Source organism: Staphylococcus sp. AtHG25 (assembly GCF_003217445.1).
GTDB lineage: Bacteria > Bacillota > Bacilli > Staphylococcales > Staphylococcaceae > Staphylococcus > Staphylococcus haemolyticus.
On the sequence record NZ_QJSN01000006.1, the window covers coordinates 95,706 to 121,790 of the forward strand.

General features: G+C 32.7%; 23 protein-coding genes and 2 pseudogenes. 2 read left to right on the forward strand and 23 right to left on the reverse strand.

The genetic code is table 11. The annotated features are described in order from the left end of the window. Positions 1-22: 22 nt before the first annotated feature. From BDW31_RS06595 to BDW31_RS06690, 21 genes and pseudogenes are all read right to left on the reverse strand, one after another. Positions 23-829 (reverse strand): VOC family protein, encoded by an 807-nt coding sequence (locus tag BDW31_RS06595; RefSeq protein WP_053024718.1) that lies wholly within the window; start codon positions 827-829, stop codon positions 23-25. A 996-nt stretch (positions 830-1,825) separates the two neighbouring features. Further along, complete coding sequence (gene sucB / locus BDW31_RS06600; protein WP_053024719.1) at positions 1,826-3,097, reverse strand: dihydrolipoyllysine-residue succinyltransferase; 1,272 nt, start codon at positions 3,095-3,097, stop codon at positions 1,826-1,828. 11 nt (positions 3,098-3,108) lie between these two features. After that, positions 3,109-5,917 (reverse strand): annotated as a pseudogene (locus tag BDW31_RS06605) (2-oxoglutarate dehydrogenase E1 component). Positions 5,918-6,199: 282 nt separating this feature from the next. After that, on the reverse strand, positions 6,200-7,561 hold the full coding sequence (locus tag BDW31_RS06610) for a HAMP domain-containing sensor histidine kinase (protein WP_110709362.1): 1,362 nt from the start codon (positions 7,559-7,561) through the stop codon (positions 6,200-6,202). Further along, a complete protein-coding gene (locus tag BDW31_RS06615) occupies positions 7,558-8,217 on the reverse strand; it encodes a response regulator transcription factor (RefSeq protein ID WP_011275785.1) in 660 nt (219 codons plus the stop codon). The genes BDW31_RS06610 and BDW31_RS06615 overlap by 4 nt, the downstream gene beginning before the upstream one ends. 191 nt (positions 8,218-8,408) lie before the next feature. After that, positions 8,409-8,515, reverse strand: a pseudogene (locus BDW31_RS12725) (hypothetical protein); the annotation flags it as partial. Positions 8,516-8,758: 243 nt separating this feature from the next. Then, positions 8,759-9,382 carry a phosphatase PAP2 family protein gene (locus tag BDW31_RS06620; RefSeq protein WP_037551436.1) on the reverse strand — a complete coding sequence of 208 codons (624 nt, stop codon included), beginning with the start codon at positions 9,380-9,382 and terminating at the stop codon, positions 8,759-8,761. 18 nt (positions 9,383-9,400) lie between these two features. Continuing rightward, entirely contained in the window at positions 9,401-10,468 is a 1,068-nt protein-coding gene (locus BDW31_RS06625; RefSeq protein WP_053024722.1) for an undecaprenyldiphospho-muramoylpentapeptide beta-N-acetylglucosaminyltransferase, read from the reverse strand. Positions 10,469-10,486: 18 nt separating this feature from the next. Next, positions 10,487-10,990 carry a GNAT family N-acetyltransferase gene (locus BDW31_RS06630; protein ID WP_011275782.1) on the reverse strand — a complete coding sequence of 168 codons (504 nt, stop codon included), beginning with the start codon at positions 10,988-10,990 and terminating at the stop codon, positions 10,487-10,489. A gap of 18 nt (positions 10,991-11,008) precedes the next feature. Next, a complete protein-coding gene (locus tag BDW31_RS06635) occupies positions 11,009-12,481 on the reverse strand; it encodes a S41 family peptidase (RefSeq protein ID WP_053024723.1) in 1,473 nt (490 codons plus the stop codon). A gap of 276 nt (positions 12,482-12,757) precedes the next feature. Then, positions 12,758-12,979, reverse strand: a complete 222-nt coding sequence (locus tag BDW31_RS06640; RefSeq protein WP_037551441.1) for a YozE family protein — start codon at positions 12,977-12,979, stop codon at positions 12,758-12,760. After that, positions 12,979-13,479, reverse strand: coding sequence for a PTS sugar transporter subunit IIA (locus BDW31_RS06645; protein ID WP_053024724.1), 501 nt, complete (start codon positions 13,477-13,479; stop codon positions 12,979-12,981). Before BDW31_RS06645 ends, BDW31_RS06640 begins: the two co-directional genes overlap by 1 nt. A 12-nt stretch (positions 13,480-13,491) precedes the next feature. After that, positions 13,492-13,920, reverse strand: coding sequence for a peptide-methionine (R)-S-oxide reductase MsrB (msrB, locus tag BDW31_RS06650; RefSeq protein WP_110709364.1), 429 nt, complete (start codon positions 13,918-13,920; stop codon positions 13,492-13,494). Continuing rightward, positions 13,913-14,440 (reverse strand): peptide-methionine (S)-S-oxide reductase MsrA, encoded by a 528-nt coding sequence (msrA, locus tag BDW31_RS06655; protein ID WP_110709366.1) that lies wholly within the window; start codon positions 14,438-14,440, stop codon positions 13,913-13,915. Before msrA ends, msrB begins: the two co-directional genes overlap by 8 nt. 113 nt (positions 14,441-14,553) lie before the next feature. Continuing rightward, positions 14,554-15,399 carry a fatty acid kinase binding subunit FakB2 gene (gene fakB2 / locus BDW31_RS06660; protein WP_037551449.1) on the reverse strand — a complete coding sequence of 282 codons (846 nt, stop codon included), beginning with the start codon at positions 15,397-15,399 and terminating at the stop codon, positions 14,554-14,556. Between the two features lie 26 nt (positions 15,400-15,425). Further along, positions 15,426-15,905, reverse strand: coding sequence for a dihydrofolate reductase (locus BDW31_RS06665; RefSeq protein WP_037537083.1), 480 nt, complete (start codon positions 15,903-15,905; stop codon positions 15,426-15,428). Between the two features lie 56 nt (positions 15,906-15,961). Next, positions 15,962-16,918: a thymidylate synthase gene (locus BDW31_RS06670; protein WP_037551451.1), complete on the reverse strand. Its 957-nt coding sequence runs from the start codon at positions 16,916-16,918 to the stop codon at positions 15,962-15,964. A 236-nt stretch (positions 16,919-17,154) separates the two neighbouring features. Next, positions 17,155-17,589, reverse strand: a complete 435-nt coding sequence (brxA, locus tag BDW31_RS06675; protein WP_037551453.1) for a bacilliredoxin BrxA — start codon at positions 17,587-17,589, stop codon at positions 17,155-17,157. 36 nt (positions 17,590-17,625) lie between these two features. Further along, positions 17,626-18,738, reverse strand: coding sequence for a conserved virulence factor C family protein (locus BDW31_RS06680; protein ID WP_053024727.1), 1,113 nt, complete (start codon positions 18,736-18,738; stop codon positions 17,626-17,628). A gap of 27 nt (positions 18,739-18,765) precedes the next feature. Next, complete coding sequence (locus BDW31_RS06685) at positions 18,766-19,014, reverse strand: NifU N-terminal domain-containing protein (protein WP_053024728.1); 249 nt, start codon at positions 19,012-19,014, stop codon at positions 18,766-18,768. 12 nt (positions 19,015-19,026) lie between these two features. Continuing rightward, on the reverse strand, positions 19,027-19,221 hold the full coding sequence (locus BDW31_RS06690) for a zinc-finger domain-containing protein (protein WP_075140546.1): 195 nt from the start codon (positions 19,219-19,221) through the stop codon (positions 19,027-19,029). 205 nt (positions 19,222-19,426) lie between these two features. Between BDW31_RS06690 and BDW31_RS06695 the strand changes: the two genes are divergently transcribed. Further along, positions 19,427-20,131, forward strand: a complete 705-nt coding sequence (locus BDW31_RS06695) for a queuosine precursor transporter (protein ID WP_053024729.1) — start codon at positions 19,427-19,429, stop codon at positions 20,129-20,131. Positions 20,132-20,249: 118 nt separating this feature from the next. Next, complete coding sequence (locus BDW31_RS06700; protein ID WP_053024730.1) at positions 20,250-20,651, forward strand: ribonuclease HI family protein; 402 nt, start codon at positions 20,250-20,252, stop codon at positions 20,649-20,651. Between the two features lie 80 nt (positions 20,652-20,731). On the opposite strand, the gene BDW31_RS06705 is transcribed toward BDW31_RS06700, so the two are convergent. Both BDW31_RS06705 and BDW31_RS12475 read right to left on the reverse strand, forming a co-directional pair. Next, the gene (locus BDW31_RS06705) at positions 20,732-23,317 is read right to left on the reverse strand and encodes a YSIRK-type signal peptide-containing protein (protein WP_110709368.1); all 2,586 of its coding nucleotides are present in this window, start codon (positions 23,315-23,317) and stop codon (positions 20,732-20,734) included. A 389-nt stretch (positions 23,318-23,706) separates the two neighbouring features. Then, positions 23,707-26,085, reverse strand: a 2,379-nt coding sequence (locus BDW31_RS12475; RefSeq protein WP_181414820.1) for a YSIRK signal domain/LPXTG anchor domain surface protein, incomplete at its 5' end; no start/stop codon positions are given.

A 26,085-nucleotide genomic window follows, 5' to 3' on the forward strand; every position in this document is an offset into this window, starting at 1 on the left:
ATGCCTCCATATAATTATTGTTTTACTTTTCTAATGTATAAATAAATGAGATGCCACTATTCTCAGTAATACGTAGTGATTGAGCATCGCCTTGATTTAACGTCTGATAAGGAATGCCAATGTCATCTAATTCCTTTTGTGCATTGTTGAATGCTTCAACTGAATTTGCACTAAATTCAATTTGCTCAACGATGCCTTCTTCTTTTAATTCAATAGGTTCATTAGGTTGATATAAATGAAGTTCACCACCTAAACCACCTTCGCCAATTTGAAATACTTGTATCACTTGGTCAGGAAACTCTGTTGATTCGTACTCAGCATAATGAGTTAAGTTAAATACATTCTTTAGGATAGATGCTGTAACTGGCAATTCATTAACTTTAATAATGATAGGACCAAGTCCCTGAATTTGGTGTAGCGGATTTACTGTACTATCAAAAGTGGGTGTGCCTAGTCCGACGCCCGTATTATGTTCATTCGAATAAATATCAAAAATTTGATGGTTGTTATCTTCGAAATTAAAATGCTTATTACCGTTTAACTCAGTAATTTCACTTGCTTGAATTTGATTATCTTTAAAAATCGTTTGATACTCATCCAATCCTGAATCTGTCGGCGTTCTCAAACCAACACTAGCGATATGTTGATTTTCATATTCAGAATTTGGCACTTCAACAAAATGTATTCGTGTACCTGGACTTAAATCTGCATCACCAAAACGTAAAGCTTGATTTTTAGATGCTACATTTAGTCCTAAAATATTTTTAAATAGTTTGTTTGTTTTAGAAAGATCACTTGTCCCTAATGTGACACTTCTAAGTCCACTCATGCATGACACCCCTAATATTTGTCTTTTCTTAATTATTATAACGCATTTTAAATATGATTTATATCATGAACTACATAATGGACCGTTAATTTAATGAGTTCAAAAATACATACGAAGAGATATATATATAAATTTAATAAAATTCGTATAATGAATATAAATACGATTTTATAATAAATATCAACAAGTCCTCCCCTACCCTTATTTTATAAGGTAGGGGGTAATTTGAAATATGTCGTTTAACTAATGACTTAATTTTGTATAATTAAAAATAGTTCGTTTTTTAGTCAATTAGTAATAACTATACTTATAATATAATAGTTGGATTATTTAAGAGATGGAATAAATTATTATAAGAATTATTTATTCCATAATTAGCCAATAATATAAACGCTAATTACTTAAATACTTTATTTGCTATTCTCTAAAAATTACAATCTGAACTTTCTATACAATTGTCCTATGAACTTTTATAAATGAGTGTTATTTATTTTCGGCCAAGTAATATATCTTCTAACTCTTCATCAGAGACTTCTATGGCAATTTTAGATAAATCAGTTTCTTTTGTGATTGATTTATATATTCCAAGTAACTTATCCATTTCTTGTTTCTCTTTTCCATTTTTCCTTAATTATTCGTGCACTTGGCATTTTGTGAACTATGTTTCTTAATTTTATTTGTTCTTCATTATAACACCTCGATTTATTTTAAGGGCATTGAATATAGTCTTAGCACTTCTTATATAATATTAATTGAATATCATCTTTGATTTTTTAATGTATTTAATATAGACTTACACATAGGCGTGTTACCTTTCTTTTTTATTTTGTGTGGTAACTAATAATTATAGAGGTAATTGCGCCATTTTTGTATTCAAACATAAAAATTGGACTGATGATTTTTAGTCATCAGTCCAATTTATTATAGACCCAAAAAATACAACGACGATGTGACGCCGTTGTATCAATATTAGTTTGAGGTTATATTCCTTTGGGATTAGCTTTCTAAAAGTAAATCTTCAGGACTTTCGATTAATTCTTTAATCGTTTTTAAGAATCCTACTGCTTCTTTACCATCAATAATTCTATGATCATAACTTAAAGCAATATACATCATTGGTCTATTCTCAATTGTATCTTTATCAATTGCAATTGGACGAGTAATGATTGAGTGCATACCTAGAATAGCTGCTTGGTTACCATTAATAATTGGTGTACTCATCATTGAACCAAATACACCACCATTAGTAATTGTAAATGATCCATTAACCATATCATCTAAACCAAGTTTTTTGTCTCTTGCTTTAACTGCTAAGTCAGCAATAGCTCTTTCAAGTTCTGCAAAGTTCTTTTTATCACAATCTCGTACGAATGGAACTAATAAGCCGTCATCAGTAGAAACAGCTACACCTATATCATAATATTGTTTAGTAATCATATCATCGCCGTCGATTTCAGCATTTACTTCAGGATATTTTTTCAATGCAGCAACTGCAGCTTTTGTAAAGAATGACATGAAACCTAGTTTAGTACCATCATGATCTTTAATAAATTGTTCTTTTTTACGTTTACGTAATTCCATTACGTTTGTCATATCTACTTCATTGAATGTAGTTAACATTGCTGTATTATTAGAAACTTCTAATAATTTTTTAGCAGCTGTTTTCTTTCTACGAGACATTTTTTCTCTAATTACAGGTTTATTAGGTGCACCTGAAGATTTTTTAGGTTCTTCTTTTTTGCTTGCTTCTTGAGAAGATTGGGATTGAGCTGCTTTTTGGCTATTTTGTACATCACCTTTACGTACAACATCGTTTCCTTTTCCAGAAACAGTGCTTAAATCTACACCGTTTTCACGTGCATGGCGACGAGCTGATGGCGTTGCATTAACACGTTGATTGTTAGGATTAGATTGTGTTTCTTCATTATTTGATTGAGATTCTTTTGGTTGAGCTGATTCTTTAGTCGCTTCATCATTGTTCGCAGATTGAGATTGGTCTGAAGATTCTTCTTTGCTTGAAGAAGCATTACCACTACCTTCGCCAACAGTTGCGATAACTTGGCCGACTTCCACAGTGTCGCCTTCAGAAGCCAATTGTTCTTGAAGTACACCTTCTTCTTCAGAAACAACTTCAACGTTTACTTTATCTGTCTCTAATTCAAGGATAGCTTCGCCTTTTTCAACGCTATCTCCCACATTTTTTAACCATTCTGCAATGGTACCCTCTGTTATAGATTCTGCTAATTCTGGAACTTTTACCTCTGGCATAATATTTCCCCCTAGTTATTTTTCAATGCTACTTTCAATAATTTGATTTTGAACAAGTTTATGAATTTCCCCATCACCTTCAGCTGGCGCTGCACGTTGAATTCTACCATGATAGCTTAAATTAAATTGGTTACCTACAAGTGATTTTAAATAAGGATAAACGAATAACCAAGCGCCTTGATTTTTAGGTTCTTCTTGAACCCAAGATACTGTTTCAAGATTAGGTAATTCTTTTAATACTTCTTTAATTTCCCCTTCAGGGAATGGATATAAACGTTCAACTGCAACTAATAAAATTGAATCATCAGGATTTTTAGCTAAATGTTCTTTTAAATCTATGAACATTTTACCTGATGCTAATACAAGTTTAGTCACTTTCTCTTTATTTCCATCCTCGACAATAATAGGTTTGAAACCACCTGAAGTGAATTGATCTATTGGTTTAGCAACTGTTTTATTTCTTAATAAGCTTTTTGGAGACATTACAATTAATGGTCTCATAGCTTCAGTACCTAAACTCTTAGCTTGTGATCTTAGTATATGGAAATAGTTACTTGAACTAGATAAGTTAACAACTGTACTATTATTTTCAGCTGCTAGTTGTAAGAATCTTTCTAAACGTGCTGAAGAGTGTTCAGGTCCTTGCCCCTCAAATGCGTGAGGTAAGAATAGCGTTAAACCACTTCTTTCTCCCCATTTAGCACGTGCTGATGACATGAAATTATCGAACATCATTTGAGCCATATTAGAAAAGTCTCCGTATTGAGCTTCCCAAATGTTCATGCTATTTTTATTTTCAACATTATAGCCATATTCAAAGCCAACGACAGCTGCTTCAGATAATGGACTATTGTGAACTTCAAATGTGGCTTTTTGATTAGGAACATGATGTAATGGTGTGAATGTATCACCATTTTCTTCATCGTGTAATACAGCATGTCTATGACTGAACGTACCACGCTCACTATCTTGTCCAGTTAATCGAACAGATATGCCATCTTGAACAATCGTTGCAAATGCAAGTTGCTCAGCTTGAGCCCAGTCTACTAAACCATTCTCATTTTCGAAAGGCTCTCTACGTTTTTCAAGAACTTTGTTTAGCTTTTTAAGTACATGGAAATCTTCAGGATATGAAAGCATAGCATCATTAATTTCTTTAAGATGATCTACTGAGAAATCTTTATCATCACTTTGTAAAGGTTCTTGCAATGACTCAGGTCTTTCCATATCTGGATTATCCATTTTATCTGATTTATCAATCTTGTCTTGAGCAGCACGCATTTCTTTTTGAACTTTATCCATTACGTCTTCCATTTGTTCCTTAGAAATAACGCCGTCTTCAACTAGCTTATTACCATAAATAATTTCAACTGAATCATGTTTGCGAATATTATGATATGGAAGTGGATTTGTAATCGAAGGTTCGTCCATTTCATTATGCCCGTAGCGACGATAGCCAACTAAATCAATTACAAAATCTTTATGAAATTCTTTTCGGAACTCCATTGCAATGTCAATAGCTTCAATTGTTGCTTCAACATCATCTGCATTTACATGTAAAATTGGTACGTCATAACCTTTCGCAATATCAGTTGAATATGTTGTTGAACGTCCATCAACTGGTTCCGTAGTGAATCCAATTCTATTATTTGTGATGATGTGTAAGGCGCCACCAGTTGAATAACCATCTAGGTTACTTAAATTCATTGTTTCAAAATTAATACCTTGTCCTGGGTATGCAGCATCCCCATGAATTATAATTGGCATACCTTTATGGAAATCTGTAGTTGGTTTACCAGCGTGTTTTGTGTCATCTTGTGATGCACGTGTCTTACCAATTACCACTGGCGCAACAATTTCCAAGTGACTTGGGTTATTAGCTAATGAAATTCGTTGTGCAATACCATATGAAGAAGTTGTCTTCACACCACCTAAGTGATACTTCACATCTCCTGTCCATCCAGCAGTTAGTTCAAGACTGCCATCTTCTGGTAAGAATTTCATAGGATCTGTGTGCATAAACTCAGAAATCATCATTTCATATGGTTTTTCTAGCACATGAGTTAAAACATTTAAACGACCTCTGTGTGCCATACCAATTTGAATATTGTTAATTTCAACTTCAGCAGCACGTTTTAATGTATGTTGTAACATTGGAACTAATGTATCAACACCCTCAATAGAGAATCGTTTAGCACCAACAAAGTTTTTGTGTAAATACTTTTCAAAGCCTTCTACATGCGCTAAAGTATCAAATAATTTTTTTCTTTCATCATTATTGATATTAGCTCTATATGGTGTTTCAATACGTCGTTTTAACCACGTACGTTCTTTATTATTATTAATATGATTATATTCAAAGGCTATCGGCCCTTTATAACGCTTCTCCATTCTTTCAATTGCCTCGTAAGCATTATCATATATATCTTTGAAATGATCAGATACAATTTCAGCTGAGACATTTTCTAATGTTTCTTTATCTAAGTTAAACTCTTCAATTTCTAACTTAGGAAGATTAGTTCTTTTAGGAGCATTAACAGGGTAAATATCAGCTTTAAGGTGACCGTATTGTCTTATATTGTCGATTAAGCGCATAATACGCTTAATTGTACCATCTCCCGCTGATGAACCACTCCCTTCAGTGGTTGACTTAGCTGCGACATGAGCTTCGCCATTTTTAATAGTGCTGAAAAGAACTTGTAAATCATCAGGCACTGAACTAGGGTCTTGTAGATAGTCATCGTATAAATCTAACATTAAACCTAGGTTAGCACCGAAGTTTACAGGAGCTTCTGTAACGTCCTTGTTATCCTTTGACATAGTATTACCCTCCACAAAATAGTTAAACCGCTTACAGGTCAATAATAGCACTATTTGTGGCTTTGATAAAGTCCATTGACTGAATATTATGGAAAAAACAAAAATACTAAATCTAGTAATTTGAAATTATATGATTTTGTGTGAAAATTGATGGGAAATTTTTCTGAAAATGTGAAATAGAGATAGTTTGAATGAGTGTTTTAATTGTAGATGATTATTTGAAAGAAAGTTATGCATTAAAAAACCGGAACAACTTAATTGTCCCAGATTCGATGTAAATATTCATTTAAATATAATTTTAAACGTTGTATATTGGTTTACTTCGCTGTCAACAGTTATATATCCACCATATTGTTGTACTATTTTCTCAGCAATAGAGAGCCCTAAGCCATTACCACCCTGACTTCTTGCGCGGGATTTATCAACTCTATAAAAACGATCAAAAATAAACTCCTGATCTTCTTTAGGAATACCAAGACCATGGTCTGTAATTTCAATACTAATTTGTTTGTTTCTTAATTGAGTAGCTATCTCGATTTGCTTGTTATCTTTGTCATACTTCATTGCATTATCAATAAAAATAAGTAATAGCTGTTCAAATTGATGGCGATTAATCTGTAATGTTAATAGTTTCTTTGATAGATGCGTTTTAAATTGATAATCTGGATGTAATTGTTTTAAAGATTTAATACGTGAATGAATTTCTTCGTTAATATTTACTTCTTCAAATTCTAATGCCTGAATATTAACTTTGTCTTTAGTCAATAATAATAATTCTTGAACCAACTTCGTTATTCGATTCATTTCCTCTAATGAAATATTAAGAGACTCTTCAAGTACAGCTGGGTCTTTTTTACCCCAACGTTTAATTAAATTTAAATGACCTTGAATGATTTGTAGCGGCGTGCGTAACTCGTGAGAAGCATCTTCAACAAATTGACGTTGTTGGTTAAATGATTCCTCAATTTGGTACATCATATCATTAAAGGTATCGATTAAATTATCTGTTTCCTCATAGTTCGTCTTGAGTTCAAGTTTATTTTGAAATCCATCTCGTCGTATTTGAATCATCTTGTTCGACATGGTTACGAGTGGCTTAGTTAATTGCGTTGAAAAAATATAACTAATACCCGCCATAATGAAAGTTGCTAACAAACCAAATGCAATGGCTACAAAATATAGAGAACGAACTACATTGTTATATCCTTCAAGGGAGTGAATTAAAACACTATAGCCTTCAAAACGTTCACTATGTATTGGTTCTGTAATAATTAAGTAAGGGATTCCATTATGTTTTGAAATTTGAATCGTTTCAGGATCAACAAAATCAATATCAGGTTTAAAATTAATCATATTTTCATTTGAGGATTGCATTAATTGTTTACCATTTCGATCGTAAATGATGGCTTTTTCAAAATTCTCCAACATAGCAGTCAAATCTAATGTAGTAATATTATTCATAGATCGTGATTCTACTAAATTAACGATATCATTTGAACTGTGTTCAGCCTCATCAATCTCACCGTCTCTTAAGGTATCTTTTAAAAAGAAGATTATAACAAGACAGAAAAGAATAATTGTGCTAAACATGATTAACGTTGTAATCATCATCCACTTATATTTTAAAGTACCCTTTTTAATCATCTAATCACGTACCCAACACCACGAACGGTTTCAATCGTTTTATCTTTACCATAAGGTTTAAGTTTGTTGCGTAAATATCGAATATAAACATCTACGACATTCGTCTCAACTTCACTGTCATAGCCCCAAACATGATCTAAGATTTGTTCTCTTTGTAGTACACGGTTTCTGTTGGTTGCTAATAAATAAAGTAAGTCATATTCAGTTTTAGTGAAATCTAACTGTTCTCCATTAATTGTGACATTAAAAGCATCGACGTCTATTTTAATGCCATTGATATCAATGATATCCTTTTGAGGTTGACGACGGAGTACTGCACGAATGCGTGCAAATAGTTCTTCAATTTCAAAGGGTTTTACAATATAATCGTCAGCACCGTAATCTAAACCAGTCACTTTGTCATATGTATCGCTTTTAGCCGTAATAATAATGATAGGCGTTGATTGTTCTTGTCTGACACGGCGACATATTTCTAAGCCATTTATATTTGGTAACATTAAATCTAATATAATTAAATCGTAATTATTACTTAATGCTTTATCGAGCCCTGCTTGTCCTTCATATTCTATATCTACACTATAATTATCATGAGTTAGTTCTAGTTCTAAGAAGCGGGCTAAATTTTGTTCATCTTCCACAATAAGTATATTAGTCATTATTATTTTCACCTCTTTTATTATGTATTAATCATATTTTAAATAGCTAGAATGAGTTAAATCAATGATGCGTTTTCGAATGCATATTCTTATAATATAAACTATATTTTATCACAGTAAAGACTGAAATTAGAGAATGGATTTAAATTGTAATGATATAATCAAATTTAAATGAAAATTTTTCGCAATTATAATTGACAATGATTATCAACGATGTATAATAGTATTTGAAAATGATTATCAATACCGAATAAGACAATTCCCCCCACATATATTTCGTTCTTAAAGGATTGGTCATTTTCAAGTTATTCCCCTTTTATATGCCCGTAAAAGACTAACGTTAAAGTTTCAAACTTACTTTAAACGTTTTAAAAAAAAGCAGTGAATCTAATGCCGAGGTTCACTGCTTTTTTATTTAGCTTATTTAGTTATTCTGATTTGATTAAATCTTTTGAGTATCTACTAATTCAAATAGCTTATATTTAATCCTTAAAAAAATTGAGATACAATCTCGCGTTTTAAGAATGTATCTCGATATATTTTACGTAGCTGTTGGATATAAATGATTTTTAAGTATTAATGTTGATAGAACAATACAGAAAGCACCGCCAATTATACCAGCAATGATATCTGTAGGATAATGCACACCTAAATATACTCTTGAAATAGAAATCAGAAGAATAAATAATGCGCATAATCCTATAATAATTCCTTTATTATTACCTGATGCTTTTCTATTTACTATGAACATCGCACTACCAAAGAATGATGTTGACCCCATAGCATGGCCACTAGGAAAGCTAAATCCAGATATATCAATTAATCGTAATAATGTTGGACGCTCTCGGTCAAAAATATTCTTCAGTAATGGATTTAATATACTTGAAAGAGACATAACAATCACAAAGAATAGCGCTTCGATTTTAAAGCGTTTTAACATTAAATATGCGACTAACATTAAAGATAGACAGACCATTGCCCATACTTCTCCTAGCTTAGTGGCACCCAAAAGGATAGAAGTAGTGATGAAACTTTCAGATGAATAAATAAATTCATATACTTCAGTATCAATCCATTTACCCAGTCTAGACTCATGGAAGGATGCAATGATACCAAATATTAAGGTAAAAACGATTAGCAAAGTAATACGTTTCGTACGATTCATTGTCTGCACCTCCTGAGTTTATAGAGCGTCCTTTAAAATTTTATTAAATAGATCTTCTTTCGTATAACTTTCTGTGTAAGTCTCCATTTGTTTAATGATTGACTCTCGATCATTTTCAATTTCTTTAAGTTGTTCTAATAATTTAACCTGTGTAAGTTGATCTTCAAGGATGGTTCTACCATACCCTTTAGATTCAAAATTCTCTGCATTATCAATTTGATCACCACGTGATTGGTCAAGTCCTAAAGGTATTAATAACATAGGAATACGCAATGTTAAAAATTCATAAATAGCATTAGATCCTGCACGGCTAACTACAGTATTTGTAATAGCTAATAAATCTGTTAACTCTTCTTTAACAAATTCATACTGAACATAGCCTTTAGCATCAATACTAGAATCAACTAGTCCATGACCTGTTAAATGAATAATTTGATAGTCTTGAAGTAATGCTTCTAAATTTTCACGTATAGCTTGATTAAGCTTTTTACTACCTAAGCTACCACCCATGACGAGTAATACTTTTTTTGAGGCGTCGAAACCTGTTAACTGGTATCCACGTGATTGATTACCTTCTTTTAAGTCTTGTCGAATGGTAGCGCCAACGAAGTCTGCTTTATCTTTAGGTAAATATTTTAATGTATCTTCAAATGTTGTATAGATTTTTTTAGCAAATTTCAGTGAAATTTTATTAGCTAAGCCTGGTGTTAAATCCGATTCATGTATAATTGTTGGAATGTTTAGTGAGCGTGCAGCTATTACTACGGGAACTGAAACAAATCCTCCCTTAGAAAATAATAGGTCTGGTTTCTCTCTTTTTAATACTTTGCGTGCATCAATAACACCTTTTAAAACTTTAAATACGTCTTTCGCATTATCAACTGATAGATATCGACGTAATTTACCGCTAGATATTGGATAATATTTAATGTTAGGTAATTGTGATTGTATCATTTCACGTTCTATACCTGTTTTAGAACCAATATAAAATGCGTCGTGCCCTTTATCAATAGCTGTTGGAATTAAACTTAAATTGACCGATACATGTCCAACAGTACCGCCACCGGTAAATGCTATTTTAGACATAGTAATTAACCTCTATTCTTAAATGTTTTTATAATATGCGTAGAATGGTGCGCCTCTATCAAATGGATGATAGTCAATTTCTGCTTCACCGACTTTTATGAAACCAAATTTTTCAAATAATCCTTGTGCTGGCTTATTTAGAGCAAAAGTATCAGTTAAAAGAACATGGATATTATGTTCTTCAGCTAACTTAACTGCGAAATCAAATAACTCAGTAGCTGCTCCTTTATACTGTTGTGATCCAGCAAGTCTATGAATGACATAGGCGCCTTCACGATCGATTGGCCATTCTAACTCATCATACCATTCTGATTGTTGTTGGTCGACCACGATAAAGCCATAAATTGTGTCATTTTCTTCCAACACATATAGTGTTTCGGTATTGATGTCTTCTTCAAAGTGTTCTGTGACTGGATATTTATCATCCCATTGATTATTATTGAATTCTTTCATTAATTTTTTGGCTTCTTCAACTAAAGTTTCTATTTGTGAAATATCTTGCATATTACCTAGTCTTATCATTGTTTTTGACGCTCCTCTTTATTTTAGTTTATTAATTAATTCATCTAAAACTTTATCTTCTTTATTAGCTTTTTCAACTAATAACTGTGTAAATTTCTCATTAGTTTTTTTATCGAATTTACCATTTACTGATAATTCATGTTCTGATTGGAAGTTTTTAATAGCTGATTCCAACTGTGTATCAAATTGTTTAGAATCATTGTTAACGTCGTAGCCTAATGCATCTAAACCGATTTTGATAGATTTCACGTATTTTGTATTGTCACCAACAGAATAAGATTTATCAGTTGGAATGACACTGATAGATTGATATTTAGGTGAAGCTATTTTTGTATCAGGTTTTATACCTTTCCCATGAATATAATGACCATCAGGTGTTAACCACTTCATTTGTGTATATTTCAATAATGAGCCATCTTTAAATTCACGAGTTGTCTGTACTATTCCCTTACCAAAAGTTTTTGAACCGTAAACTTTAGCTTTTTTGTGGTCTCTCATTGCACCAGTAAATACTTCTGATGCACTGGCAGAACCTTCATTTACTAAGATACTAACTTTCATGTCTTTAGCTTCTTTAGAAGCGTCATTTGACGTTTTGATTGATTCTGTGTCATCGCCTTTTTCAAGTTTTACAACTGTCTGATCTTTATCTATAAAGATATTAGCCATTTTTACGGCTTCATCAAGTAGACCACCAGGATTATTTCTTAAATCTAATACTATATTACGAACACCGTCTTTATGAGCTTTAATAATAGCAGATTTCAGTTCGCCTGCAGTATTATCTTGGAATTTATTTATAGTAAATACTCCAATGTTGTCTTTCTTCTTATATTCCACGCTTTTTACATGGATTTTACCACGTTTAATTTTAATTTCTTTTTCTTGAGAACCACGTTTTATTGTTAGTTTGACCGTTGTTCCCTCTTTACCACGTACTAATTTTACTACTTGATCTAAAGGTTTGCCTACTACGGATTTTCCATCCACTTTAGTAACAACATCTTTTGGTTGGATACCGGCTTTTTCAGCAGGAGAATCTTTCATTGGACTTGTAATCATAATTTGTTTATCTTTTTTTTGCATTTCTGCACCAATACCTACAAAGTCGCCTGAAACATCTTCATTAAAGCTTTTCGTTTCATCTTTAGTCATGTATTCTGAATAAGGATCTTTAAGTTCTTTAACCATGCCATCTATAGCAGCCTCAGATAAGTTACTAGCATTTTGTTTTTTGTAGTAATCATTATTCAGTGTCTTATAAGCATATTGAATTTTTTTAATTTCTTGACGTTCATCTTTAGTTAATCCGCTTATTTTGTGACTGATACCAATTGTAGCAGCAACTGTAATACCAGCTGTAATAATGATAACTCCTAATAAAAGTACTATAAATTGCCAAGTTTTAAAATTGATTCTTTTATTAGAAGATGTTTCATTTTTATGTTTGGAGTCTATACTACTTTGTTTTTCCTCAGAATGTTGACTCATAAAACCACTTCCTCATATAACATCTTATGTATTTATAATTTCATCTATAAAGATAATATAAGTATGTCGTTATTTAGACACAAACGCAACTTTTAAGAAATAAGTTGAATAAAAAGCACAAAAGGAGTGGGACAGAATTCATAATGAATTCGTTCCACCCCCGAAAAAATGACTAGAATTGAGAAAGGCTTGATATACTTCTCATTTAGCTAGCTGTTATGAAATTTTTAATGCAATTTTAATATGATACATGTGCTAATCACATTACTGAGTAAGTCAGAATTTTAACCATTCTGTATACTCTTCATATAAATCATCAAACACTGACATGGGTACTGATATGTCGCTTTGCATTTCAATATAGTCAGACAATTGATTGAAATCTTTTTCATGTTTTGGAAAAGACAAATCATTAAATATTTCTTCAGCTAAGTCTCCCTTGCTATCTTTACGCCCTCTAACCGTTAGAGCAAATTGATAGAATGAATGTTCTTTCATTAGCTCATTGTCACATCAACAACTTTAGTTTCACCTTTAATGACTGCTTTAACATCATTAACATGAATTGATTCAGTTTGATCTGAATTTGTAATAATAATTGGTGAAATAACATCTTTAGCATTATTACTAATATATTCTAGATCAAATTTAAGTAATGGATCACCAACTTGAACAGTGTCGCCACTACTTACTAAGATTTCGAAACCTTGACCATCTAATTGAACAGTGTCTAATCCAATATGAACTAATATTTCTAAACCATTATCTGCTTTAAGTCCTATTGCGTGTTTAGTTGGAAATACATTGTCCACTTTACCTTCAATTGGAGAAACAACTTCTCCTTCAGTTGGGTTAATACCAAAGCCTTCGCCCATCATTTTTTGTGCAAATACTGGATCTGGAATATCCTCAATATTAATATATTCGCCAGTTAGTGGTGCATATATTTCAATTTCTTTATTAACTTCTTTACCTTTACCAAATAATTTTTTAAACATAATTAGCCACTCCTATTTTTCAAAATGCGGAATTAAATCTCCATATCCAAGTTCTTCTAACTTATCATAAGGGATAAATTGAATCGCTGCGGAATTAATACAATAACGTAGTCCACCACTTTCTTTTGGACCATCGTTGAATACATGACCTAAATGACTGTTAGCATCTTCCGATCTAATTTCTGTTCTAATCATACCAAATGTTTTATCTACGAGTTCAATGATTTCATTGTCATCAATTGATTTAGAGAAACTTGGCCAACCACAATTAGATTCAAACTTTTCCTCAGAAGTAAACAATGGTTTGCCTGAAATTTTATCTACATAAATACCCTTATCAAAATGATTCCAATATTCATTTTGAAATGGAGGTTCAGTACCATTTTCTTGAGTAACTAAATATTCCATTTCATTTAATTCATTTTTAGCTTTTTTAATCATTTTGAGACCCCCAATGTGTTTCGATAAATGATTTTCTTCCTGATCCACGTTGATATTGCTCATAATGAGCAGGGTTTTTCTTGTAATAATCTTGATGATAGTCTTCAGCAGGATAAAAGTTTTTGTATGGAAGAATTGGCGTTATAACAGGTTTTTTAAAAATACCTTCTTCATTTAATTGTTGTATTTTAAGTTCAGCTGCTTTCTTTTGCTCTTCATCATGATAAAAGATAGCCGGTTCATAGCTTTCTCCTCTATCAAAGAATTGACCACCGCCGGCTGTAGGGTCAAAAGTTTTAAAATATACTTCTAAGATGTTTTCAAAGGACGTAATGTCTGAGTTGAACTGAATTTGAACAGCTTCCCTATGTCCAGTTTGATTAGTACAAACTTGTTCATACGTTGGATTTTCAACATGACCTCCACTATATCCAGATACTACCTCTTCAATACCGGGATATGATGTAAAAGGCTTAACCATACACCAGAAACATCCTCCAGCTAAAGTTGCATATGCCATATTATTACCTCCTCTGTCATTATTTAAATTTACGATATATATACTATTATTTAAAGTAATCTACTCACATTGATGAATTTTATTAAAAGAACAATAAGAAGTAAATAATGAGATTAATTTGATTCACGAACAACAACCAAGCCGATTGCTCCTTGACCAGTATGAGTTGAAATAACTGGTGTCGTTACATTAACATCATATTTCTGTTGGCCGAATGCTTCATCAAATTGCAACTTGAGCTTGTTAACAAAGTCAAGAACGTTTGCGTGAGCAACACCAATCGATTTAATTTTATTTTTATCGATAAATTCTGAAATTTCTTTTTTTAGATATTGAATACTAGAATTTTGTGTACGTGCATTATGTACGATTTCTAAATATCCATCTTCTAAAGTGCCGACGGGTTTAATTTTCATTATATTACCAATAAAACCTTTTGTCTTACTTATGCGTCCACCTTTAATTAATTGATTTAATTGTCCAATTACAACAAAGAGTTTAATGTTCTTTTGTAATTCTTTGAGTTTGTCTACGATTTGATTAGACGAAAGATTCGTATTAATTAATTCAACAAGTCGTTGGATTTGGTAGCCGAGTCCGAATGAAATAGATTTGGAATCAATTACGGTTACTTTAGTGTCAACCATATCACTGGCTTGCAAAGCAGTTTGGTATGTACCGCTTAGACCTGATGACATATGGATACTAAAGATTTCAACATCCTCTTTACCAAGTTCTTCGTATAGTTCAATAAATTTCCCGATTGGTGGTTGGCTTGTTTTTACGTCGGCATCTTCCTCAATTCGTTGAATATAAGCCTCAGATGTAATATCTATTTGATCAACAAATGATTTTCCGTCAATCGTTAAGCTTAAAGGTACTACGTGTATATTATTTTGTTTTAGATATTCATGTGATAAATCTGATGTAGAATCCGTCACGATAATTTGTTTAGTCATAAGTGCCTCCGGTATATCAATTTAATTTAATGTTTACGTACTAAATGTAAAAACGTATGTGGAATTGTATTTTTCTCATCTAACTCTCCGTCTACCGATGACTCTACTTCCCATTCTTCAAAAGTATAAGGTGGGAAAAATGTATCGCCCTGATGTTTACCATCAACAACAGTAATGTACATATCATCTACTTTATCAATCATTTCTTCAAATAATGACTGACCACCAAAGATGAAAATGTGACCTTCTAATTTGTAAATATCATCTATAGAATGAATCACATCTACACCATCAACGTTAAACGTTGTGTCACTCGTTAACACTACATTTCTTCTGTTAGGAAGCGGTTTACCAATTGACTCAAATGTTCTTCTCCCCATCACTAGTGTATTTCCAGTTGATAATTTTTTAACATGTTTCAAATCATTAGGTAAATGCCACGGTAAATCATTATTATATCCAATAACGCGTTGTTCATCATGTGCTACTAAAATTGATAAAGTCATATTTCCCCTCCGTATGAAAAAATTGTTTATATTAATAACCGTAAAATTTCAGCCTATTATACTGCAATAGGTGCCTTAATTGCAGGGTGTGAGTTATATCCAATTAATTCTAAATCTTCGTAATTGATATCGAAAATGGATGCATTTGAATTAATTTTTAAAGTTGGCGGATCAAAACTGTTTCTAGACAATTGTGTTTTTATTGCTTCAATATGATTAGAGTAAATATGTGCGTCACCAAAAGTATGCACAAATTCTCCAACTTCAAGATCACATTCTTTTGCTATTAAATGTGTTAATAATGCATAGCTAGCAATATTAAATGGTACACCTAAGAAAATATCTGCACTTCGTTGATACAATTGACAACTTAATCTGCCATCTTGAACATAAAATTGGAACATAGTATGACATGGTGGCAAAGCCATGCTATCTATTTCTGTTGGATTCCATGCTGAGACAATATGTCGGCGAGAATTTGGACTATTTTTAATTTGTTCAATAACTGTTTTAAGTTGATCAAAGTGGTTACCTTCTTTATCTACCCAATCTCTCCATTGTTTACCATATACATTACCTAAATCTCCGTATTTTTTTGCAAATGAGTTATCATTTAATATGTGTTGTTTGAATTTAGACATTTCTTCTTTATACAGTTCATTAAATTTATCATCTTGTAGTGCTTTATGACCAAAATTGGTCATATCAGGACCATGATAATCATTAGATTGCACATATTTTTCGAAGGCCCACTCATTCCAAATATTATTATTATATTTTAGTAAGTATTGTATATTTGTATCGCCTTTAATAAACCATAATAATTCTGTAGCGATAAGTTTGAAAGATACTTTTTTTGTTGTAAGTAATGGGAAACCCTTAGATAAATCAAATCGTAACTGATGACCAAATTTAGAAATAGTACCGGTATGAGTACGATCATCCCGTTGATTACCAATTTCTAATATTTCTTCGCATAAAGCATGATAAGCTGAATCAAAGGAATTTAACATTTTGCTCATCTCCTAGAATTGTTTATATTACTGAATATTATACTAGATAATGCGTATTTATAAAATTAAAATAAAAAAATCCCAAATATAAAATTAGTTTTTAATTTTATATTTGGGATTGAAAAGAGAGTCCTTATTTATTCAATTCAAGTTTATACCCTTAATTTAGGATTACAATAGTAACTCTGAGTGTATTCTCTGATATGGATGACTCAAATTATTTAAAATTATACTGCTTAACAGTTTTCGTCAAATGCATCTTTAATATCCATACAGATATCTTGAATGTCACGACCTTCGATATGTTCTCTAGGGATAAAATGTTTTAATTCTGTTCCTTTAAATAAAGCGTAGGACGGACTTGATGGAACTTGTTGGATGTACTCTCGCATCGCTTGAGTTGCTTCTTTATCCTGTCCAGCAAATACAGTGATTTTATTTGTTGGTTTTTTGTCATTTTGCTCTGCTACGGCAACAGCTGCAGGTCTGGCTAAGCCAGCAGCACAACCACATGTAGAGTTAATTACTACAAATGTTGTATCTTCTTCGTTAACATTTTTCATATAATTTGATACATCTTCACTTGTTTCTAAACTTTCAAAACCATTTTCAGTGAGTTCAGCTCTCATTTGTTGTGCTAATTCTTGCATATATTGTTCATAAGGATTCATAATTTTCACTCCTAATTTAGTTTTACTTTAACATAATTATTTATTTCGATTAGCTATTTGTTTCCATACAGAACCTAGTGCCTCATTACCATTTTCAATTCTAGAAATTGCCATCTCAATTTGAAGTTTGACTTCATAAGCAGGATCATTAGCGTGTGACTTTAGACTAGGTAATTGTTCAGGTCCGCCTTCATCAAATAGAAACATAGCAGCTCTCCAACGTACAATTTTTTGCGGATCATTTAAGGCTTTTTCCATTTCAGGCAGAGCCTCTTTAAAACCTAAATCACTTAAGCAATCTCCAGCAGTGCGTCTAACAGCTGGACTCTTATCATGCAAGCCTTTATATAAGTATGGAAGAATTTCTTTATCTTCAATCATGCCTATTAATACTATAGCTTGTCGTCTTAGGGGTGCTTTATCTTCTTGTAAAGCTTCATCTAATAAGTCAATATTTTGAAATGTAGGTGTTGGAAATTCTTTTAACATTCTTAATTTATCTTTCCAATCAGTAGCCTCTTTATATTCATTTAAAGTTACATGATGATATTGTTGCTGCGGAATAACAATATCAGTTTCTAATGCAGTTTGAACTAGAGATGCTAACTTTTCAGATGGATATAAAGCAATAATTTCTTCGTACACTTCATTCATAACTTCTTCTAAATCACCGTATCTAACTCCCAAATCATGCCATTTACGTAAAAACACAACATTATCTCCATCTTTTTGAGCTTTTAACATACTCTCAACAAAATAGTCCGGCAACTGCTTACGACTTTCATCTGAAGTCGTAGTGAGTTTAATTTGATATGGAATACCTTTAAACATAAGTGCTTCAGCTTTAATCTCTCCATAGTGTTCATCGGGCTTTTGTGATGAATCTATAAATGACTCACTATTTAAAGTTGAAGTGATTTGAGGTAAGACCACTTCCCAATCGGATTTAGGCTCTTTATCAATAGCTAAGAAGTCCATCACATAAAATATAGATTTGACACCGTCAATTGCTAATAAATCATTAATAAATTGTGGTTGGTGTTCTTCTATGTATGTGAATGTATTAGATTTATTATCTTCCCTTTTGTTAGATAATACGATTTTCATAGTATTAGGGCTTGGCGTCGGCTCTACTCTTAATATTTCCATAAGTGCATGTCCCCTTGTAAATATTTATTAAAAAGTAGATTGAATTTGAGGGAGAATATCATTCCAATCTGCATTATCTTCTTTATCGACAGAAATAAAATCCATAACATAGAATATTGATTTTACACCATCAATCTCGAACAGTTTATTTATGAAATCAGGTTGTCCTTCTTGTGCAGAAGTAAATGTATTAGATTTGTTATCTTCTCTTTTTTCACTTAGGTTAATTTTCATAGTGTTATGATTTGGTGTTTCTTCAATTGAAACAATTTGCATAGTCCTTACCTCCTATTGAAGTTCATTACCTAATTGTTTGATTTGTTTACCTATTGAACACTCAGATATACAAAAATGGTGTGCTTGTGTCTTACCTTCCGTCTTTCTGATATGTGTTTTTAGTAAACATTTTTCACAATAAGTATTCATTAATTCATCAATTTTATCAATTGCTTCTTGTTCGGAATGTGTAAGTATAACAGTCACTCCTTAAATACAGTATTGTCTTAATATAAGCATGGAATAAGTATAACTTAATTTGTATTTATTTTGAAATAATCGATTTAATAAATAATAAGTGTTGATGAAAATGGTAAGTCTTATTGCATTTATGTAGTAATTACTATAAAATAATTAAGTTGTTTTTTGCGGTTTCTAAACACCCGCATCATCAAAATTTAGGAGGATATTTATGTATAATGAAATTTTCGGTGTAACAACATTTCTTGTTACATTTATATTAATGGTTATAATGTTTCGATGTTTTGGCAAACAAGGCTTAATTGCTTGGGTAGCAATTGGTACAATTATTGCTAATATTCAAGTAATCAAAACAGTTCATATTTTTGGTATTTCTGCTACTTTGGGTAATGTAATGTTTGCGTCTATTTATTTAGCTACAGATATACTTAATGACATTTATGGTCGCAAAGTTGCGAAAAGAGCTGTATGGTTAGGATTTTCTTCTACATTAGTTATGATTATTGTTATGCAAATGTCACTACATTTTATACCTGCACCTGAGGATATGGCTCAAAAATCTTTATCAACAATATTTGATTTAGTGCCAAGAATTGCATTAGGTTCAATTATTGCGTATATTATTGGACAACACGTTGATGTATTTATTTTCTCCGCAATTAAAAAAGTATTTAGCTCAGATAAAACATTTATCATTCGTGCTTATGGTAGTACCATGTTAAGTTCAATTATTGACACAGCACTGTTTGTCACAATTGCGTTTGCAGGAACTTTACCAAATATGATTGTATTCGAAATATTCATTACAACTTATTTATTAAAACTTATTTCTACTATATTTAATGTACCATTCGGTTATATAGCTAAATCTATGTATCGTAAAGGTCAAATTCATAAACTAGATAAGGGATATTAAAAAATATTATGGGAATGGAAATGATTTCTTAATGAAATCAATGCCATTCCCTATTTTCTTATTTTGTAATACGATAAGAATAGTGAAATTATAAAAATAAAAAAGGTGTTAAATTTATATGGCAAAAATTTACTTTGATGCAGCTACCAGAGGTAATCCTGGGCGAAGTGCATGCGGAATAGTTATCAAAGAGAATGATGAAAAGTATGTATATACGCACGACTTAGGCGAACTAGATAATCACAGTGCGGAATGGTCTGCCCTTATTCATGCACTTGAACATGCTCGTGAACTGAATGTTGTTAATGCTTTATTATATACTGATTCAAAATTAATTGAAGATAGTGTTAATCAAGGATTTGTAAAAAACGCACGATTTAAACCATATTATGAGAATTTGGAAATACTTGAAAAAAGTTTTGAATTGGTGTTTGTAAAATGGGTACCTAGAGAACAAAATAAAGAAGCAAATCATATGGCGCAACAAGCATTGTTTAAACTAACTAAAAAGAAAAATTAACATTAGTTTAATACATTACACCCCTCTATTTAATTTGAAATTAAATAGAGGGGGTGTTTTTTAGTTAATTAAAAAAGCCATTACTTCTCTTCTTTTTTAAATCTTCTTAATAATAATGCTATCCCACTTAATAGTGAAGTCATTAAGAATGCAGTTGATGATTCACTATTGTTGTAACCAGTGTTAGGTAAAGAGCCTACAGTATTTTGATTTCTATCATTTTGATTATGATTGTAATTGTTGCGATAATTTTGATTATTATCATTTTGATTATAGCCATTCAAATTATCACCTTGATCACCTGTATTTCCACTATTGTGTTTTGAATCTTTTTGAATTGTATTGTGAGTACGACGACCATTTTTATGTGCTCTATCATTGTCTGCTAATGTTGCTTTAACTGGTTTAGATAAAGAACTATTTGGTTGTGCTGCATTGTCAGTTGCTTTTACGTAAATATTTCCTTCAGGGATTGGAACATTTGGCGTTATTGTTACGTGCCCTTGACCGTCTGTAATACCAGAACCAATGATATTACCATCCTTATCAATAATATCAACATGAGTATTGAGGTCAGTCGTAATTGAAATTGGTGTTAGAGTTCCACCTTTATCAGAAACGTCCGTATTAAATGTTGGTATATTCGGTGGTGTCGTATCAGTTGCTTTTACTGGATCGGAAATTGAACTATTAGGTACTTCCGCATTATCTGTTGCCTTGGCAGTGACATTACCTTCAGGAATAGGTTTAGTTGGTGTAATAAACGCACGTCCAGTACTATCAGTAATGCCAGAACCAATCACATTTCCATCTTTATCTAAAAGTTCAACTTTAGTATTTGGATCAGTAGTTACTTCCACAGGATCAGTACTACCAGCTTTACCATCCAAGTTACCCACAACAGATGGTTTTGTAGGTGGTGTTGTATCAGTCGCTTTAACTGGTTCAGAGGTAGAACTATTAGGGTGTTCTGCATGGTCAGTCGCCTTAGCGGTGATATTGCCTTCAGGAATTGCTTTATTCGGTATGATTGTCACTTGTCCAGAACCATTTGTTTCACCAGAACCTAAACTATTACCATCTTTATCAAACAATTCAACAGTTGTGTTAGGATCAGTCGTAACAGTGATTGGCGTTTGAGTCCCAGCTTTGCCACCTATCTCTGTATTAAAAATTGGAATGATTGGTGGTGTTGTGTCCGTTGCTTTTTTAGGCTGAGAAGTAGAACTATTTGGATGTTCTGCGTTATCAGTTGCTTTAGCGGTTACATCACCTTCCGGAATCGGACGATTAGGTTTAATTGTTAGGTGTCCAGTAGAATCAGTTGTTCCGGATCCCAGACTATTACCATCTTTATCAAACAATTCAACAACTGTGTCAGGATCTGTTGTAACTGTAATCGTTGTTTGAGTCCCAGCTTTACTGGTTAGATCAGTTTCTAGATTAGGTGATGTTGGTGGTGTTAAATCTGTTACATTTACTGGGTCTGAATAACTGCTATTTGGTGTTTCCGCATCATCTGTTGCTTTTGCCGTTAATGGTCCTTCAACCAATGGTCTATTTGGAGTAATTGTAATATGTCCAGTATGATCAGTCATTCCACTACCTAATAAATTATTATCTTTATCAAATAATTCAACTTTAGTATCAGGGTCAGTAGTAATTTCAATTGGTGTTACTGTACCTACTTTATCCACTAAATTTGTATGAATAATTGGTTTATCAGGCGGTGTAGTGTCGGTAGCTTTCTTAGGATCTGAAGTAGATGAGTTTCCACTATCGTCAGTAGCTACAGCTGTTACATTACCTTCAGGAATAGGTCTAGTTGGTACAATGTAAGCATGACCTTTATCATTTGTTCTTGAAGCCCCTAAAGGTTTATTGTATTTATCCCTTAATTCAATTCTTGTAAAAGGATCAGTTGTAACTTCGATTACAAATGGTCTATGTTGAGGGTCTGTATTCAACGCTTCCACAGGATCTGATGTAACACTTTCCGTACCACGAGTGGCTCTTGCCGAAACATTACCTTTGGGAATCCACTGCTGTGGAGTAATAGTGACATGACCCGTTTCATTTGTTCTACCAGTACCCATTGTTGCACCATCTTTATCCAATAGTGCTACCTCAGTATTAGGTGAAGTCAATATTTCAATTGGTCTTTTCGTATTAGCTGCATCGCCCACACTTGTAACAAAAGTTGGTTTAATAAGCGGTGCTTGCTGATCATTTGTCGTTGGTGATGAAGGGTTTGTTGCTGGATTAGAAGAATCTTCAACTGTTCCTGTAACTACTCTAGTGAAATTAGTTTCATCTGAATTAGAAGCTCTTTTTTTTCTAATGTGAATGTTTTGTGGATGATTTGATACACTCGAATCATTATTAGTTTGTTTAATTAATTTAACTTTATTATTAGTGTTATTGACTTGATTTGATTGTACTTGACCTGTGTTATTATTGACTAAATGTTGAATTGACGTATTTGTACTTTCGTTAATTGTACTTTCTTGATTGTTATTCGTAAGTTGTTGAGTGAGATTTAAATGCTCGCTAGCTTGTGCATCGTTGTTTACCCCTAAAAATACGAATGTCGCTACTAATGTTGAAAAAGTACCTATTGCATATTTACGAATGCTAAATTTTTGTAATTGATTATGTTGATTCATGGTGCGATATTCTCCTTTACTATTTTAGTGGAAATTAATAAAAGTTATTGTTTATGACATTTTAATTTAACGCATTTCACATAACTATTAATTTAATATCATACTAGATATAGAAATCAAATTTAATTTATATAATATTATTATATCATTCGTTTTGTAATAAATGTTGCGACACTTAAAAATAGTCGTCTCATTTTAATTCATTTCTAAACGGGGTAAAGTTTTTAATAAATGTCTCTGAAATATTTCGTCAAATTATATTGATATGATTATATTTTCAATAGATACTTTAATTTTAAATTAATATAAATATATGAATTTTTGAAAATCAAAAATCCACTGAAATCATTTAAGATCTCAGTGGATTTTCTAATTAGCATATATTAGAATTACTTATTTCTGTTATTATCTTTTCTTCTACCAATTAGTAAAACAAAGCTACCTAGTAGTGTAACTAAATAAGGTAAAGAATTATCTGTTGTTTCTTTTATACCAGTATTTGGTAAATCTTTTACTATATTTTTAGAAATACCATCTACATTAGTTTCATTTTTCTTTTCACCACATATTGTATTTTTAGATTTATTTGAATTTTGGTTTCTATACTCTTTTGAATTATGGTTCTTAGATATTTTTGTTTTATAGTGTTTAGCTTTTTTACCTGATTTTACAGTCGGTTTAGTAGCTTTTACTGGCTTAGATACAGAACTATTCGGATGTTCTGCATTATCCGTGGCTTTTACAGTGACATTACCTTCTGGAATAGGCACCGTTGGTGTAATTGTCGCATGACCAGTACTATCTGTCGTACCTGAACCGATAACATTACCATCTTTATCCAGTAATTCCACTTTAGTATTTGGATCGGTTATAACTTCAACAGGATCTTTCGTACCTGCTTTTCCATCAAGAGTACCAACAACTGATGGTTTCATCGGAGGTGTTGTATCAGTTGCCTTAACTGGATTAGATGTAGAACTATTTGGATGTTCCGCATTATCAGTTGCCTTGGCAGTGACATTACCTTCAGGAATAGGTTTTGTCGGAGTGATAGTAACATGCCCCGTATCATCCGTCGTACCCGAACCAATAATATTGCCATCTTTGTCTAGTAACTCGATACGAGTATTCGGATCCGTTGTCACCGTAATCGGTGTTTGAGTACCTGCTTTACCAGTTAAATCAGTATCAAGCGTTGGAGTAGCTGGTGGCGTAGTATCAGTTGCTTTTTTTGGTTGAGAAATTGCCACATTAGGAACTTCCGCATTGTCATAAGCTTTAGCGATGACATTGCCCTCAGGGATAGGCACCGTTGGTGTAATTGTAATTTGTCCAGTACTATCTGTCGTACCTGAGCCAATGATATTGCCGTCTTTATCCAATAACTCAATTTTTGTATTAGAATCCGAAGTCACAGTGATTGGCGACTTAGTTGTTGCCTTACCAGTTAGATCATCAATAACAACAGGTACAGTTGGAGGTGTTGTATCAGTTGCCTTAACTGGATTAGACGTAGAACTATTTGGATGTTCCGCATTATCAGTTGCCTTGGCAGTGACATTGCCTTCTGGAATAGGTTTTATCGGAGTGATAGTAACATGCCCTGTATCATCCGTCGTACCTGAACCAATAATATTGCCATCTTTGTCTAGTAAATCAACATGAGTATTCGGATCCGTTGTCACCGTAATCGGTGCTTGAGTACCGGCTTTACCACCTAAATCAGTATCAAGTGTTGGAACCGTTGGTGGCGTAGTATCAGTTGTTTTAACCGGATCAGATGTAGAACTATTCGGATGTTCTGCATTATCCGTGGCTTTTACAGTGACATTACCTTCAGGAATAGGCACCGTTGGTGTAATTGTCGCATGACCAGTACTATCTGTCGTACCTGAACCGATAACATTACCATCCTTATCCAGTAATTCCACTTTAGTATTTGGATCGGTTATAACTTCAACAGGATCTTTCGTACCTGCTTTTCCATCAAGAGTACCAACAACTGATGGTTTCATCGGAGGTGTTGTATCCGTTGCTTTAACCGGATCAGACGTAGAACTATTCGGATGATTTGCGTTATCTGTGGCTTTTACAGTGACATTACCTTCAGGAATAGGCACCGTCGGTGTAATTGTCGCATGACCAGTACTATCTGTCGTACCTGAACCGATAACATTACCATCCTTATCCAGTAATTCCACTTTAGTATTTGGATCGGTTATAACTTCAACAGGATTTTTCGTACCTGCTTTTCCATCAAGAATACCAACAACTGATGGTTTCATCGGAGGTGTTGTATCCGTTGCTTTAACCGGATTAGATGTAGAACTATTTGGATGTTCAGCATTATCAGTTGCCTTGGCAGTGACATTGCCTTCAGGAATAGGTTTTGTCGGAGTGATAGTAACATGCCCTGTATCATCCGTCGTACCCGAACCAATAATATTGCCATCTTTGTCTAGTAAATCAACATGAGTATTCGGATCCGTTGTCACCGTAATCGGTGTTTGAATACCTGCTTTACCAGTTAAATCAGTATCAAGCGTTGGAGTAGCTGGTGGCGTAGTATCAGTTGCTTTTTTTGGTTGAGAAATTGCCACATTAGGAACTTCCGCATTGTCATAAGCTTTAGCGATGACATTGCCCTCAGGGATAGGCACCGTTGGTGTAATTGTAACTCGACCAGTACTATCTGTCGTACCCGAACCAATCACGTTGTTATCCTTATCAAGTAAATCAACATGAGTATTTGGATCCGTTGTCACCGT

Coding starts and splice junctions, on each gene's coding strand:
- BDW31_RS06595 (WP_053024718.1), bottom strand. CDS start 829: ATGAGTGGACTTAGAAGTGTCACATTAGGGACAAGTGATCTTTCTAAA.
- sucB (WP_053024719.1), bottom strand. CDS start 3,097: ATGCCAGAGGTAAAAGTTCCAGAATTAGCAGAATCTATAACAGAGGGT.
- BDW31_RS06610 (WP_110709362.1), bottom strand. CDS start 7,561: ATGATTAAAAAGGGTACTTTAAAATATAAGTGGATGATGATTACAACG.
- BDW31_RS06615 (WP_011275785.1), bottom strand. CDS start 8,217: ATGACTAATATACTTATTGTGGAAGATGAACAAAATTTAGCCCGCTTC.
- BDW31_RS06620 (WP_037551436.1), bottom strand. CDS start 9,382: ATGAATCGTACGAAACGTATTACTTTGCTAATCGTTTTTACCTTAATA.
- BDW31_RS06625 (WP_053024722.1), bottom strand. CDS start 10,468: ATGTCTAAAATAGCATTTACCGGTGGCGGTACTGTTGGACATGTATCG.
- BDW31_RS06630 (WP_011275782.1), bottom strand. CDS start 10,990: ATGATAAGACTAGGTAATATGCAAGATATTTCACAAATAGAAACTTTA.
- BDW31_RS06635 (WP_053024723.1), bottom strand. CDS start 12,481: ATGAGTCAACATTCTGAGGAAAAACAAAGTAGTATAGACTCCAAACAT.
- BDW31_RS06640 (WP_037551441.1), bottom strand. CDS start 12,979: ATGAAAGAACATTCATTCTATCAATTTGCTCTAACGGTTAGAGGGCGT.
- BDW31_RS06645 (WP_053024724.1), bottom strand. CDS start 13,479: ATGTTTAAAAAATTATTTGGTAAAGGTAAAGAAGTTAATAAAGAAATT.
- msrB (WP_110709364.1), bottom strand. CDS start 13,920: ATGATTAAAAAAGCTAAAAATGAATTAAATGAAATGGAATATTTAGTT.
- msrA (WP_110709366.1), bottom strand. CDS start 14,440: ATGGCATATGCAACTTTAGCTGGAGGATGTTTCTGGTGTATGGTTAAG.
- fakB2 (WP_037551449.1), bottom strand. CDS start 15,399: ATGACTAAACAAATTATCGTGACGGATTCTACATCAGATTTATCACAT.
- BDW31_RS06665 (WP_037537083.1), bottom strand. CDS start 15,905: ATGACTTTATCAATTTTAGTAGCACATGATGAACAACGCGTTATTGGA.
- BDW31_RS06670 (WP_037551451.1), bottom strand. CDS start 16,918: ATGTTAAATTCCTTTGATTCAGCTTATCATGCTTTATGCGAAGAAATA.
- brxA (WP_037551453.1), bottom strand. CDS start 17,589: ATGAATCCTTATGAACAATATATGCAAGAATTAGCACAACAAATGAGA.
- BDW31_RS06680 (WP_053024727.1), bottom strand. CDS start 18,738: ATGGAAATATTAAGAGTAGAGCCGACGCCAAGCCCTAATACTATGAAA.
- BDW31_RS06685 (WP_053024728.1), bottom strand. CDS start 19,014: ATGCAAATTGTTTCAATTGAAGAAACACCAAATCATAACACTATGAAA.
- BDW31_RS06695 (WP_053024729.1), top strand. CDS start 19,427: ATGTATAATGAAATTTTCGGTGTAACAACATTTCTTGTTACATTTATA.
- BDW31_RS06700 (WP_053024730.1), top strand. CDS start 20,250: ATGGCAAAAATTTACTTTGATGCAGCTACCAGAGGTAATCCTGGGCGA.
- BDW31_RS06705 (WP_110709368.1), bottom strand. CDS start 23,317: ATGAATCAACATAATCAATTACAAAAATTTAGCATTCGTAAATATGCA.